Source organism: Ensifer adhaerens (genome assembly GCF_020035535.1).
Lineage (GTDB): Bacteria > Pseudomonadota > Alphaproteobacteria > Rhizobiales > Rhizobiaceae > Ensifer.
Genome location: NZ_CP083350.1, coordinates 111,629 through 125,963, shown reverse-complemented (window position 1 = coordinate 125,963; position 14,335 = coordinate 111,629). Strand labels below are relative to the sequence as shown.

General features: G+C 64.3%; 7 protein-coding genes and 1 pseudogene. 2 read left to right on the top strand and 6 right to left on the bottom strand.

The annotated features are described in order from the left end of the window. Window positions 1-62 precede the first annotated feature (62 nt). Complete coding sequence (locus LAC81_RS20955; RefSeq protein WP_223729150.1) at window positions 63-1,010, top strand: carbohydrate kinase family protein; 948 nt, start codon at window positions 63-65, stop codon at window positions 1,008-1,010. Between the two features lie 33 nt (window positions 1,011-1,043). On the opposite strand, the gene LAC81_RS20950 is transcribed toward LAC81_RS20955, so the two are convergent. Next, entirely contained in the window at window positions 1,044-2,033 is a 990-nt protein-coding gene (locus LAC81_RS20950) for a sugar-binding transcriptional regulator (protein ID WP_223729149.1), read from the bottom strand. Window positions 2,034-2,410: 377 nt separating this feature from the next. On the opposite strand from LAC81_RS20950, the gene LAC81_RS20945 reads away from it, so the two are divergent. Then, window positions 2,411-4,459, top strand: a complete 2,049-nt coding sequence (locus LAC81_RS20945) for a bifunctional aldolase/short-chain dehydrogenase (protein WP_223729148.1) — start codon at window positions 2,411-2,413, stop codon at window positions 4,457-4,459. Between the two features lie 89 nt (window positions 4,460-4,548). On the opposite strand, the gene LAC81_RS20940 is transcribed toward LAC81_RS20945, so the two are convergent. From LAC81_RS20940 to LAC81_RS20910, 5 genes and pseudogenes are all read right to left on the bottom strand, one after another. Next, window positions 4,549-5,892, bottom strand: coding sequence for an AAA-associated domain-containing protein (locus LAC81_RS20940; protein WP_223729147.1), 1,344 nt, complete (start codon window positions 5,890-5,892; stop codon window positions 4,549-4,551). Between the two features lie 14 nt (window positions 5,893-5,906). Then, window positions 5,907-7,642, bottom strand: a pseudogene (locus tag LAC81_RS20935) (ABC transporter permease). 573 nt (window positions 7,643-8,215) lie between these two features. Continuing rightward, window positions 8,216-9,541 carry an HlyD family type I secretion periplasmic adaptor subunit gene (locus LAC81_RS20930; RefSeq protein ID WP_223729146.1) on the bottom strand — a complete coding sequence of 442 codons (1,326 nt, stop codon included), beginning with the start codon at window positions 9,539-9,541 and terminating at the stop codon, window positions 8,216-8,218. Between the two features lie 64 nt (window positions 9,542-9,605). Further along, window positions 9,606-12,542: a calcium-binding protein gene (locus LAC81_RS38440; RefSeq protein ID WP_273700233.1), complete on the bottom strand. Its 2,937-nt coding sequence runs from the start codon at window positions 12,540-12,542 to the stop codon at window positions 9,606-9,608. Window positions 12,543-12,581: 39 nt separating this feature from the next. After that, on the bottom strand, window positions 12,582-14,333 hold the full coding sequence (locus tag LAC81_RS20910; protein ID WP_223729145.1) for a type I secretion system permease/ATPase: 1,752 nt from the start codon (window positions 14,331-14,333) through the stop codon (window positions 12,582-12,584). Window positions 14,334-14,335: the final 2 nt, after the last annotated feature.

Below are 14,335 nucleotides of genomic sequence, written 5' to 3'. Positions count from 1 at the left end.
TGGTAAGGCGGCTGGGGCCGATGTCGGTCGACTACTAAGTTTCAAGAGAAAGGTTTGAACGCATGGCGCACGATGTATCGGTAATCGGACTTTACATCCTCGACATTCTTGGTCGCCCCGTCGACCGCATTCCTGCGGGCGGCAATGTCGAATTCATTGATGAAATCCGCCTGACCGTCGCCGGTACTGCCGGCGGCACCGTTGTGGACCTGGCGAAACTCGGCCTCAACTGCCTGGCCGTCGGCGCTGTCGGCGACGACGAAAAAGCCGATTTCGTCATTTCGACGCTTCAACGCTTCGGTGTCGATACGGCGGAAATGCAGCGGCTCCCGGGTGTTCCGACCTCCGCGACGATCCTTAATATTCGCCGCAACGGCGAAAGGCCGGCGCTTCACGTCCGCGGCGCATCGGGCCATTTCGAAATCGCGCCCGACGCGCTCGATCGCGTGACGATGGCGTCGATCGTTCACCTCGGCGGGACGGGCCTGCTCGATCGCCTCGACGGCGAGCCGAGCCGTGTGCTTCTCGAAGAAGCAAAGCGCAAGGGAAAGACCGTCACCTTCGACCTTCTCGGCGCCAGCGAGAAGACACTTTCCCTCATCCGTCCGCTCTTCCCCTACATCGACTATTTCATGCCCTCCGTAGAGGAAGCCATGTTGATTTCCGGGCGCAAGACAGCCGAGGATGCAGCACTGTTCTTCGCCGATCTCGGCGTTCAACATTGCGTCTTCACGCTGGGTGGCGACGGTGTCTACTTCATGGACCCCGCGAGAAAGAGCCTGAAGTTGCCGGCATTCGAGATTGATATCGTTGATACGACCGGCTGCGGCGACGCCTTCAATGCCGGCTTCATCGCGGGCCTGCACCACCGCATGGACACGGAAACCTCGCTCAAGTTCGCTCAGGCATCTGCGGCACTGGTGGCGACGGGTCTCGGGTCCGATGCCGGCATCACCTCCTTCGAGGCGACGCTGGAATTCATGCGAACGGCGCGCGTCAAGGCGAACTGAGGCCGATCCCTGAGGCGCTCCGTTGCGAGCGCCTCAAGCGCCCTCCGCCAGCAGCAGCTCGGCGGTTTCCGTGTCGGTGACGAGGTGCGTGGCGTAGCCGCCTTTCATCGTCGCGCGGATAGCGGCGACTTTGTTCGCGCCGCCGGCAACGCAAAGCCGGCTCGGGATGCGTACGAGTTCATCGAGTTCGATGCCGACCATGCGGTCGTCGAGTTCGCCGTTTACCTGACGGCCCGCTTCATCGATGAAACGGCAGATCAGAACTGCGACAGCGCCGTGTGCCTGATAGGAATCGAAGTCTTCCTGGCTTGCCACATTCGCCGAACGGATCAGCGTGTCAGGCCCGATGTCGCCGACGCCGAAGACCAGGATATTGGTGGAATGGATGAGCTCGAATTGCTTGACGAGCACAGGTTCCGCAAGCAGCCAGCGCTTGAGTTCCGGCGTCGAGAGCAGCGCAGGTGCAAGCAGGTTGACGCACCGCGCATGGATCCGCTGCGACATCAGCGAGGTGCAGAATTCCGGCGAAAACTCGGGATTGGCGATCGAGCTGCCCGATACCTGGACCACCGTAAGACCGCCGAGGGGCTCTGCCAGCGAAATCTGGTCGGCGACGGCAAGCACGGTTCGCCCCCAGGCCACGCCGATCGTGTCGCCTTCCTTCACCATATCCGCAAGCAGGCGCGCGCCTGCTTCGCCGAGCCTCGTGACCAGCGAGCTCGGCTCGCCTGCGGGAATGACCAGCGCGCCTTCAAGCCCGAAAGCCTCTTTGAGCTTTCGCGCAATTGCAACGCGCCCGCCGATGTCGGTGTTGACGCGGATCGAAACGAGCCCCCGCTCACGCGCTTCCTGCAGATAGTTGACGATGGTTGCGCGCGACATGCCGAGGATCTTGGCAATGTCGCTCTGGGTCAGTTGATCGACGTAGTAGAGCCATGCGGCCCATACGACGCCGTCGTCGAACTCGGGCGGCAGCGATTTGCCTTCGCCGATCATCCAGCTTGCCCGTCCGCTGTCCGTCATCCTTCACCCCGCCTGATATCATTTGCGCCACCTCAAACCGGAAAAACCTCTGACGTCAAACAAATTCGAAAGCTGAATTGACATTTGACACGCTATGTTGTCATTTGTTTGCGTCACGTTGCAACGGACAATCGACATCGGATTCTCGCTTGGGCAGTCCGCCGCGAATGCGGACGTGCGCCTAAGGGAGGCCGAGGCAAACGCAGGATGGGAACCGGCCTCCAGGTGCGGTCCGTGCCGGTTGCCGCCCCCAATGCTTCCCAAGCGCGCCTTCCCCTGCCAGCCGTGTGCGGTTCGGTGGGAGCGGTCGTGCCACACCAATTTTTGTCCGGAGCCTTGCAGAGGATGTGCGAGCGCCGGCAGCAGAGGAGCCTTTCATGAAGTCGAGATGGTCCGAGACCGACCACGCCAATGTCGTCGATACCTATGTGCGCAACGGCATCAACCGCGACCTGGCGATCCGCACCTACACGACGCGCCTTCTCGGATCCGATCCCGAGCTCGTCCTTCATGGTGGCGGCAATACCTCGGTGAAGACCACGTATGTCGACCTCGACGGTTCTGAAATTCCGGTTCTTTGTGTCAAGGGAAGCGGTTGGGACATGGGCACGATCGAGCCGGCAGGTCTGCCGGCCGTCCGCCTGCAGCCGCTGCAGGCGATGGTCGGTTTCCCGACGCTCAGCGACGACGACATGGTCATGCTGCAGCGCCGATTGCTGCTTGATCCTGCCGCTCCCAACCCGTCGGTGGAGGCGATCCTGCATGCCAACCTGCCGTTCAAGCATATCGACCACACCCATGCCAACGCGATCGTCTCGTTGACAAACCAGCCGCATGGCGAGGAGATCGTCCGCGAACTCTTCCCCAATTCGATCATCATTCCCTATGTCATGCCCGGCTTCGATCTCGCCAAGGTTTGCGACGAGGCTTTCCGCGCCGATCCGACTGCGGACGGCATGATCCTCTTGAAGCACGGGATCTTTACCTGGTCTGAAGACCCGCGCGAATCCTACGACAAGATGATCGCAGCGATCGACAAGGCCGAGCGCCGCATTGCAAAGGGCAATCCGCGGCCCTTCGTTCAAGTCAGGCAACCTTCAGGTCTCGCGACGGCTGCCGAAATTGCCCCCATCCTGCGTGGCGCAATTGCGATCGATACGGACGTCGAAGGCTCCCCGAAGCGCTTCGTCTTGGAGCATCGCGCAACCGAGGCCGTACTCGAATTCTGCAATGCCGAGAATGCCGCGGATATGGCGCGGCGGGGCAATGCGACGCCGGAACACGTCATTCACATCAAGCGCTTCGGCCTTGTTCTGCCCGCACCGGTCGCCGGCGACACTGCCGTCTGGGCGGAGAGCGTCCGTGCGGCGGTGGCAGACTATATCGCCGAGTACCGGTCCTACTTTGAACGCAACAATGCCCGCGTCGGTGGCAACAAGAAGATGCTGGACCCCATGCCGCGCGTTTTCTACGTATCCGGCGTTGGGCTCTTTGCAGCCGGGCCGACGAAGAAGGCTGCGCGGGTAGGCGCCGACGTCGCCGAGGCGACGATCAACGTCATACGCAATGCCGAAGGGATCGAAAGCTTCGAGGCGCTTTCAGAAGAGGATCTGTTCGATATCGAGTATTGGTCGCTCGAGCAGGTCAAACTGACGAAGCAGGTGGAGAAGCCGCTCAGCCGGCAGGTTGCGGTGGTGACGGGGGGCGCAGGCGGACTGGGGCTTGCGATCGCCGAGGCGTTGCGTGCCGAAGGGGCTGAGATCGCACTGTTCGATCTCGCCGAAGCAGCGGTGAAGAAGGAGGCTGCCCGGCTTGGCGGACTTGGCCTGGCCTGCGACGTGACCAAACCGGAGGCAGTCGCAGCCGCCCTTGCCGGAGTTGCCGAACATTTCGGTGGCGTCGACATCGTCATTTCCAACGCCGGTGCCGCCTTCCAGGGCGCTATCAGCGAGGTGTCCGACGAGATTTTCCAGAAGGCCTTCGCGCTGAATTTCTGGGGACATCACTACATTGCGCGCACTGCGACAAAGATCATGAAGGCGCAGCGCACTGGCGGTGCGCTGGTGTTCAACGTGTCCAAGCAAGCCGTCAATCCCGGGCCTGATTTCGGTCCTTACGGCACCTCGAAAGCCGCCCTCATGGCGCTGATGCGGCAATACGCGGTCGAGCATGGCGCTGACGGGATCACGTCAAACGCCGTCAATGCCGATCGTATCCGAACCGGCCTCATGACCGACCAGATGGTCGAGGAGCGCAGTCGTGCCCGCGGTATTTCGCCGGATGCCTACATGCGCGGGAACCTCGTCCATCGCGAGGTTGCCGCCAAGGACGTCGCCGACGCTTTCGTGCATCTCGCCAAGGCGCGCACCAGCACCGGCGCGGTTATCACCGTCGACGGCGGCAATGTCGCGGCCATGATGCGATAGAGTAGACCGAACACAGGCGCTGCGAAACGCGGCGCCTGTGTCACCCGGTTGGGTGCCAGGTCGCCGCATGGAAACGGCGGGGGCTGCCGTCAGCTCGGGTTCTCCAGATTGAATTGCCGCAACTCTTCGTCGTAGCCGAAGAGTTCCGCGTAGCGGCCCCATGAAATGACTGCACGCACCGTGTGTTCGGCGTTTTCCTCCGACATGTAGTCCTCGAGTTCCTCCGAAAAACGCGTGAACGGCGCGCGGTGGCTCGGGCGTTCGTCGAGCACCCGCCGGATGAGGGCGGCGAGAGGCACGTAAGCGAGAAGATGTTCAGCGAACAGGCGCTTGCGGGCATCGACCTCGGCGCCAGCGCAGTGTTGCCCAGCCTCCGTCAGCTTCACGTCTCCCTCTTCCAATTCGGCAAATCGCATCAGTTGCAGCGTTTCGAGGATCGAAAACAGTTCGCCCGCCTCCATCTGAAGTGTCGAGGCCAGATCGGGGAGATCGGCCCTACCGTCGTATGGCGGCAGGGCGAGCGCTTCTATGAGGCCGGCAAGTCGGTTGGTCGACAGGCGCGGAAGCGCCATGGCGATACCAACGCCGGCGAAGCCGCTTGCGGCATGTTTCTCCATCTTTTCCTTCGGCGCGCGCTGTGTCATCCGCGCATAGATGTCGTCGACCAATTGCCGGAAGGCCGGATCGAGTCGGTTGCGCGGGTGGACGAGGTCGACCTTGATCTCGGCAGCGACGCGCCCCGGATTGGAGGAGAAGATCAGGATGCGATCGCACATGAGCACGGCCTCCTCGATGTTGTGCGTGACCATCAGGATCGATCTGATCGGTAGGCGCCCCTCGATCCAGAGGTCGATAAGGTCGGTGCGGAGCGTTTCCGCGGTCAGGACATCGAGCGCCGAGAAGGGTTCGTCCATGAGCATGAGGCGTGGATGGACGACGAGCGCCCGGGCAAAGCCGACGCGTTGGCGCATGCCGCCGGACAACTCCTTCGGGTAGGCACTTTCGAAGCCGTCGAGGCCGATCAGGTCGATCGCATCGATCGCGCGGCGACGGCGTTCGGCCGCAGGAACGCCAAGCGCCTCGAGCCCGAGCTCGACATTCTCGAGTACGCTGAGCCAGGGGAAGAGTGCGAAGCTCTGGAACACCATCGCGACGCCTTCGCAGGGGCCGGTAACCGGCAGGCCGCGCCAGAGCACGGAGCCGGTGGTTGGCGCGATCAATCCGGCAACGATGCGCAACAGCGTCGACTTTCCGGAGCCTGAACGCCCAAGCAGTCCGACGATTTCACCTTCACTGATCGAGAGCGCGACGTCGTCGAGCGCGACAAGGTCGGGACTGTCGCTCTTGTGATAGATCTGGCGCACGCCTTCCAGTTCGACGAGCCTTTCGTTGGCTAGGTGGATGCGGGGTTTTGTGATTTCGACCGAAGCCATGTGGGAAACCTCTCTCAGTCGAGACGCAGGTGGCGGCCGGAAAAGGCGTAGAGCGGACGCCAGAGCAGACGGTTGAACAGGATGACGAACAGCGACATGACGGCAATGCCGAGCACGATGCGGGGATAATCGCCCGCCTTGGTCGCTTCGGCGATGTAGGCGCCAAGGCCATGTGCCGTGAGCGTGGTATTGCCCCAGCCAACAACCTCGGCGACGATCGACGCGTTCCAGGACCCGCCGCTCGCGGTGATCGCACCGGTCACGTTTAGGGGAAGATCCCCGGCAGGATGACCTTGCGCCACCAGTTCCAGCCGTGGATGTGGAAGGTTGCCGCCGCCTCCTTGAGATCGTTCGGAAAGGCGCTCGCTCCGGCAATCACGTTGAAGAGGATGTACCATTGCGCGCCAAGCACCATGAGCGGCGACAGCCAGATGTCCGGGTTCAGCCCCAGGTGGACGATCCCGGCGACGGCGAACGGAAAGACGATGTTGGCCGGAAATGCGGCCAGGAACTGTGCGAGCGGCTGGACGCGCTCGGCCACCCGCGACCTCAGCCCGACCCAGACACCGATCGGAACCCAGATCAGCGTGGCAAGCGTCATCAGGACGATGACACGCAGCATGGTCAGAAGTCCAAGCCCCAGCACCAATGCAACATCGCGGAAGGCTAGCTCGGTGCCGATGAAGCGGGCAATCAGCCAGAATGCATAAGCCGAAACGATGGCGACGAGCGCAAGCCAGACGCGATCCCCGAAAGCAGTCGCCTTGGCCCCGTGGAGTTGGGGCGGCAAGACGGAGGGGATAGCAAGGCGCTGCTGCGGCAGGCGGGCGAAGAGCATTCCGACAGGCGCAAGCAGAATTTGAAACAACCGCGTTCTGCGAACCGCGTACAGGAGCCATGAGCGGGGCGCCGTTCCGCTTGCCGAAAGTTCGACGCGGAACTTGTCGCTCCAGGCTACAAGTGGGCGGAACAGCAATTGATCGTAGATGAGGATCACCGCGAGCATGGTCGTCACCGCCCAGCCTACGGCGGCAAGGTCTTGTTGCGCGATGGCGAGCGCGACATAGGAACCTATGCCCGGCAGGGTGACGGTCGTGTTGCCGACTGAAATTGCTTCCGACGCGACGACGAAGAACCACCCGCCCGACATCGACATCATCGTGTTCCAGACAAGGCCCGGCATCGAAAACGGGACCTCAAGACGCCAGAAGCGTTGCCATGCAGAAAGACGGAAGCTGCGTGCTGCCTCATCCAGGTTGCCCGGGGCGGTCTTCAGCGACTGGTAGAAGCTGAAGGTCATGTTCCAGGCCTGGCTGGTGAAGATGGCGAAGATTGCTGCTAGCTCCACACCGAATACGTTCCCGGGGAAAAGGGACATGAACCCGAGAACGGTGAAAGACAGAAATCCCAGCACGGGCACCGACTGGAGGATGTCGAGGAGCGGGATCAACACCAGCTCGGCACGGCGGCTCTTCGCCGCGAGCGCCCCGTAGACGAAGGTGAAGGCCAGTGAGGCGGCGATCGCCGCCAGCATGCGCATGGTGGTGCGCAATGCGTATTCCGGCAACATGGCCGGATCGAGAGAAACGGGCGACGCCGCAAGCGAAGTGAGCGGCGCGAGCGTCTCGTGCCCACCCCGAATGATGAGGATGAGGCTGCCGAAAAGCAGGCCGAATGCAAACGCATCCCATAGATTGGGTGCATAGCGATACCGGCGAACGGCTTCCATGGCGGGATGATGCATGGTCATTTTGACAGCTCGTCATATCAAATGAGAACGAGTCCATGCGTGGGGCGCCGTGTCCTGGCGTCACAGTTCTATTCGGTCCTCGCGGTCGGCAAACCGAGGGGCGGACTGGCGAATGCGGAAGGTTTGGGACCGCATGGCTCACCTTTCAATCCCGAGCCTGCCTGCTGGGACCGGTGAACCGGACGCGAAAGGTCAGGTCCGCAGGAGCGCGGGCAGGCTGCTTCTAGGTCGACTGCTGGAACCGTCCATCTCGGCAACAATCCTTGCGTGCTTCCTGAACTTTTTGCCGATTGTGCGCCGCACGCAGCCATAGTCAAGTTGTTAAATTGACGCGAAAAATGGCCGCTCAATGCCGCCGGGCAGGCGAAGGGCGAAGGGCGAGGGGTGGCACCGTTTCCGGTGTCGCTGGCTTTGTCTTGGTTCGCCCGGATCTAATGAACCATGATTAGGCGGATAGTGGACGGGCGTGTTGCAGGTGTCCAAGCCTGCTCGGCTTCACCGACCAGTCTGCGGCCACATCTGCCGGATAGCGGCTACCGATGAGCCGCCCGGTCGGCATTTGCGATAACGGGTTCATTCTTCTCTGAATGCGCGCATCATCTGGTCTGTGAATGGTTTGCTGATATAGGAGATAGCGGTTCGTTCGTCGGTCTGGACGAAGACTTCGACGGGCATGCCTGGCAAGAGCTTGCGGTTGCCGAGCCTTTCGATCGGGTCGGTGATTTCGACGGTTGCGAGGTAGTAGGGTTGTCCGGTTGCCCGGTCGATGGTGGTTGCGGCGGCGACGACGTCGATCCTGCCGTCGAGTTCCGGGGTGGTGCGCTGGTTGAAGGCGGTAAAGCGCATGCGGCTGGCCTGGCCGGGGGCGATGCGGTCGATGTCGGCCGGCGGGATGCGGATCTCGACGGTGAGGTCGTCGTCCTCAGGCACGATCGACATCACGCTGGCGCCGGGGGCGATGATGCCGCCGATGGTGTGGACCTGCAGGTCGTAGACGAGGCCGTCGACGGGGGCGCGCACGTCCATGCGCGACAGCCGGTCGCGGGCGGCGACCTCGCGTTCGCTGAGTTCGGCGATCTTGGCCTCGATGCCGACGATCTGGGTCTGGGTTTCCTTGCGGGTGTTCTGGTCGATCGCCATCAATTTGATGCGCAGCTCGCTGATCTGGCCGACCGCCTCGGCGATGCGGGCGACGAGTTCGCCCTTGGAGCCGTCGATGCGGGCCATCTGGCGCAGGAGGTCGCGGTGTTCGGAGATCGGCACCAGGTCGCTCTTCAGCAGGGTCTCGAGCTTGGCGATCTCCTTGATGACGATCTCCCGTTCCGCGTCGCTCGAGCCGGTCTGGGCCTTGAGACCGCGGATCTGCTCCTCGAGCTGGGTGATCTGCAGCCGCATCTGCTCTTCCTGGCTGGTGATCATCCGGCGGTTGGCCTCAAACAGCTTGAGTTCGCTGACCTTGAGCACCTCGCTGACATCGAGGCCGTCGAAGGAGACGGCTGTGTCGCCGTCGCGCTCGGCCTTCAGCCGGGCGCGCATGGCGTAGAACTGCTGCAACTGGCCGCGCACGATCGCCAGTTCCACCCGGGTCTGGGTCTCGTCGAGGCGGATGAGGACGTCCCCCTTGCGGACGTGGTCGCCGTTGCGCACCGCAATGTCGGAGACGATGCCGCCGTCGCGGTGCTGGATCAGCTTGACCTGCTGGGAGATGGCGACCTGGCCCTGGGTGATGACGGCGCCGGAAAGCCGGGCATGGGCGGCCCAGCCGCCGACGCCGAACAGCAGCGTGGCGGCAAACACGGCGGAGACGACGACGCGCGAGGTGATGCCGAACTGGTTGCCGTCCTTTGCGATCGTGCCGTCGGCCCTGGCGATCGTCTTGTTGTTCTCTCTGGTGGTCATGGCCTTCTCCCGGGTAACGCGTGACAGCTGTGGTTTGATGCGGGTGGTGTCGCCTGGCGATGGATCAGGCGTCTCTCTGCTCTGCGGCGGTCTCGAAGGCCGCGAGGATGAAGTCCTGTTCGGTCAGCGCGTGGCGGCCGGCGATCAGGAACTCGAGGTCCTCGTCGCGCTCGAGATCGATGACGGCGCGCACGACCGTGCGCTCGCTGTCGCTGAAGGTCTCGTGGTAGAAGGTGATGCGGTTGACCGGCGCCGGGCTGCCGTCGTCGGCAAACGGCGCAAAGGCAAGGCCGCCGAGGGCTTCGGCGATCTTCGACAGGTCGATGCGGTCGCCGACCTCAAAGTCGCGGATCTCGTCGCGGCCCTCCCCGCCATTGGCAAGGGCGGCAAGGCTGCGGAAGACGAAGATATCCGCCCCCGCACCTCCGGCCAGGAAGTTGACGGCATCGCTGGCGACGATGATGTCGTTGCCCTTGCCGCCGACTGCGGTCTCGACCGATCTCAAGCTGTCGTTGCCGATCTCGGCGCCGGCGGCGATGCCGCGATCGAGATCGATCACCACGGCCTGCGTCGCCGCCGATGCGTCGTAGCCATCGACGCCGGCGCCGCCGTCGATCGTATCGTCGCCGTCGCTGGTGCCGGGCAGAAGGACGACGACGAAGGTGTCGTTGCCGTCTTCGCCCTTCAACTCGTCGTCGCCGGCGCCGCCGACCAGCACGTCATCGCCGTCGCGGCCGCGCAGCCGGTCGTTGCCGTGGCCGCCGAACAGCATGTCGTTGCCGCGGCTGCCGGAGATCCGGTCGCTGCCGCGCCCGCCGACGATGATCTCGAAGTCGTCGATGCGATCCTCGCCGATCTCCTCGCCAGTGGCGATGCCGGCCTCCATGTCGGCGAGAACCGCCTGCACCAGCGCGGACAGGTCGAGCGTGTCGATGCCATCGCCACCGCTATAGCTGTCGTTGCCGTCATGGTCGGCGTCGCCGCTGCCATCAAAGGCGACAACCACGATCGTGTCGTTGCCGCCGCCGCCGGAGACGACGTCGTCGCCATTGCCGCCGATCAGCGTGTTGCAGCCGTCGTCGCCGGTGATGACGTCGTTGCCGGAACCGGCGATCACGTTCTCGATGTTGGCAAGGGTGTCGGAACCGATCTCCGCACCGGTGGCGATGCCCGCCTCGAGATCGATGATCACCGTCTCGCGTGCGCTGCCGGCATCGAGCGTGTCGTTGCCGGTCCCGCCGTCGTAGTGGTCGTCGCCGTCGTCACCCTGAGACGACGGTGCCTGCACGGCGACAATGATCGTGTCGTCGCCGGCGCCGGCACTGACCACATCGTTGCCGGCGCCGCCGACGAACGTGTTGTCGGCGTCGTTGCCCTTGAGCTGGTCGTCCCCCGAGCCGGCAATCACGCTTTCGATGCTGTCGATCGTATCGGAGCCGATCTCCGCGCCGGTGGCGGTTCCGGCTTGGAGGTCGATGACGACGGTCTCGCGTGCACTGCTGGCATCGAGCGTGTCGTGGCCCTCGCCACCGGAATAGTGGTCATTGCCGTCGCTGCTCGGCGGCAAGGCGCTGCGGGCCTCCTCGGCGCTGAGACCGGTGACGATGATGTCGTCTCCGGCGCCGGCAAGCACGGTGTCTTTGCCGGCGCCGCCGGTCAGCCGGTCGCTGCCGGCGCCGCCGTCGAGCAGGTCGTTGCCGGCATCGCCATCGAGAACGTCACGGCCTTCCTCGCCGAACAGGCGATCGTCGCCGTCGCCGCCGGAGAGATAGTCGTCGCCGGCCTCGCCAAGCAGGATGTCGTCGCCCTCCTCGCCATAGAGGTGGTCGTCCCCGGTCCCACCGAACAGGATGTCGTTGCCGCGCCCGCCATAGAGACGGTCGTTGCCGGCCTCACCGTAAAGCGTGTCGTTGCCGTCGCCGCCAATGAGCGTATCGTCGCCGCTGCCCCCCAGAATGATGTCGTCGGCTTCACGGCCATAGACGATGTCGTCGCCGCCAAGGGCAGCGATGATGTCCTTTTGCGGCGTGCCGCGCATCACGTCGTCGCCCTCGGTGCCCCGGATCTCGTTTGCCGGCCAGTCCATCAGCGTCATCAGCGCGCCATTGACGGAACGGCCGGTGCCATCGAAGACCGAATAGGTGAAGGTGACCTCACCGAGATCGCCGCGTTCCGGCGTGTAGAGCCACATGCCCTCGCCATAGGCGCGGACCGAGCCATTGGAGACCGTCAGGTTGGCGATCGACAGCCTGTCGCCGTCCGGATCGACGGTATTGGCGAGCAGGTCGTCCAAAAGGATGACGGCCGAGAGGTTCATCAGGCCGTTGGCGAGCACATTGCGCCCGGTGACGACAGGCAGCCGGTTGCTGCGGGCACTGCCGTCGTCATCATCGTCGTCGCCACCAGGACCGCCGGGACCGCCCGGACCACCATTGTCGTCGTCGTCATCGCCGCCGCCGGGACTGCCGCCGTCATCGTCGTCATCATCATTGCCGTCGCTTCTGCCGGACGGCGGGCTGCCGAAGGACGCAAGCCCGGGGAAGTCGAAGCCCTGCAGGCCGTTGTCGTTGGCCGGCCGCGTGCCGGTCTTGAACGGCCGCTCGTCGATGAGGTCGGTGTTGGGCGCACCGTCGTCGAAGGCAAGCCGCACCGAGGAGCGCAGGCGGCCGAGCTTTGCCGGCATGACCTCGTCCGGAAACGCCAGGTCGGCCAGCAGCCCCTGGATGTAGGCGGCGGCATCCTCGATCGCCTCGAGCGCACCGGACATGTCGAGCGCTTCGCCCGGCGGCTCTGAACCGACGGGCTCGGGATCGCGATCGTGGTTTGCCGGTTCGCTTTCGCCGTCCTTGCTGCCGAGCACCGAACCGAGCGCGCCGAGAAACAGCGCCGACAGCACCAGCCGCCCGCGCTTGCGCTCAGGCTTGTCGGCGATCGCGTACCGGTTCATCGGCGCGATCGCCTGCTGGCTGTCGGGTCGCTTCAGGATGAGCTTCTCGTCCATGACATCCTCCTCGGCTCGGGGCCGAACCTCTCGGGTCTTTCACTCCGCCGCAGCCGACACCCGTTGCGGCGGTTGCCCGCCGACGTCGGTGCGCCGCGTCTTCTCGACCACCAGTGGCCGGGTCTTTTGCTGCGGCAGGATCTCCTCCTTCGGACCGAAGGCGACCAGCCGGCCAGCCTGCACCAGGCCGATCATGTCGACCGTCTGCAAGGCGCTCGGGCGGTGGGCGACGATGACGACGATGCCGCCGCGCTCGCGCACCTTGAGGATCGCCCGGTTGAGCGCTTCCTCGCCTTCGGCATCCAGGTTGGAGTTGGGCTCGTCGAGCACCACGAGAAAGGGGTCCCCATACAGTGCGCGGGCCAGCGCGATGCGCTGCCTCTGGCCCGCGGACAGGGCGGTTCCATGGGGACCAAGTTCGGTCTGATAGCCGTTCGGCAGATGCACGATCATCTCGTGGATGCCGGCGGCCTTGGCGGCGCGGATGATCGCCCGCGCGTTCGGCGCCTCGGCGAAGCGCGAGATGTTGTCGGACACGGTGCCATCCATCAGCGCCACGTCCTGCGGCAGGTAGCCGACATGCTGGTTGAACAGCACTTCCGGCCACTGGTTGAGATCGGCGCCGTCGATGCGCACCGCGCCGCGTAAGACCGGCCAGATGCCGAGCATGGTGCGGGCGAGCGTCGTCTTGCCGCCGCCCGACGGGCCGATCAGCCCGAGCGCCTGGCCGGCCTTCAGTTCCAGGCTCACCTCGCTCAGAAGCACAGCACCGGTCGAGGGCGCGACCGTCGTCACCTTGTCGAGGCTGAGGCTTAGCTGCGGCGCCGGCAGGTCGAGATTGCCGCTGCGTTCGTCGAGCACGCCGAGTGTCTCGTTGAGGCGGTGATAGCTGCGGCGGGCGGCAACGACGCCCTTCCACTGCGCGATCGCCAGGTCGACCGGCGCCAGCGCCCGCGCCGTCACGATCGACGAGGCGATGATCGAACCGGCCGACATCTGGCCGCGGATCGCCAGATAGGCGCCGAGCCCGAGGATCGCCGATTGCAGGATCATGCGCAGCACCTTCGACAACCCCGACAGCGTGCCGCCGACATCCGAGGTCTTGGTCTGGCAGTCGAGGTGGCGGCGGTTGGCCGTCTCGAAGCGGGCCACTGCCCGGCCGGTCATGCCCATGGCGTGCAGCACGTCGCTGTTGCGGGCATTGCTCTCGGCAATCGAGCTGCGCGCCACCGACGCCTTGATCATCGGGCTGGAATGACGCCGCGTCATCACCTCGGCAATCACCGTCAGCAGCGCCAGCACCAGGGCGCCGCCGAGCGTGAGGTAGCCCAGCATCGGGTGCAGCAGCCAGACGAAGGCGAGGTAGATCGGGATCCAGGGCAGGTCGAACAGCGCCACCGGTCCCTGGCCGGCGAGAAAGCCGCGCAGCGTGTCGACGTCGCGGCCGCGTTCCGTCGCCTCCGCCGTCGAATAGCCGAACCGCGGCATCTCGATCACCACCTTGTGGGCGAGCGGCGCCAGTTCCGCGTCGAGACGGGCGCCGAGGCGCACCAGGATCTGCGAGCGGATGACGTCGAACAGGCCCTGGAACAGGTAAAGCCCGATCGCCAGCACCGACAGCGCCACCAGGGTGGAGATGCTGCCGCTGGTCAGCGCCCGGTCGTAGATCTGCAGCATGTAGAAGGCGCCGGTCAGCGCCAGGATGTTGATGATGCCCGATAGGCCGAAGAGATAGATCAGGATACCGCGCATGCCGCCGATCTTGTGTTGCGGCTCTTTCTTCTTGCTCATGA

Coding starts and splice junctions, on each gene's coding strand:
- LAC81_RS20955 (WP_223729150.1), top strand. CDS start 63: ATGGCGCACGATGTATCGGTAATCGGACTTTACATCCTCGACATTCTT.
- LAC81_RS20950 (WP_223729149.1), bottom strand. CDS start 2,033: ATGACGGACAGCGGACGGGCAAGCTGGATGATCGGCGAAGGCAAATCG.
- LAC81_RS20945 (WP_223729148.1), top strand. CDS start 2,411: ATGAAGTCGAGATGGTCCGAGACCGACCACGCCAATGTCGTCGATACC.
- LAC81_RS20940 (WP_223729147.1), bottom strand. CDS start 5,892: ATGGCTTCGGTCGAAATCACAAAACCCCGCATCCACCTAGCCAACGAA.
- LAC81_RS20930 (WP_223729146.1), bottom strand. CDS start 9,541: ATGACCACCAGAGAGAACAACAAGACGATCGCCAGGGCCGACGGCACG.
- LAC81_RS38440 (WP_273700233.1), bottom strand. CDS start 12,542: ATGGACGAGAAGCTCATCCTGAAGCGACCCGACAGCCAGCAGGCGATC.
- LAC81_RS20910 (WP_223729145.1), bottom strand. CDS start 14,333: ATGAGCAAGAAGAAAGAGCCGCAACACAAGATCGGCGGCATGCGCGGT.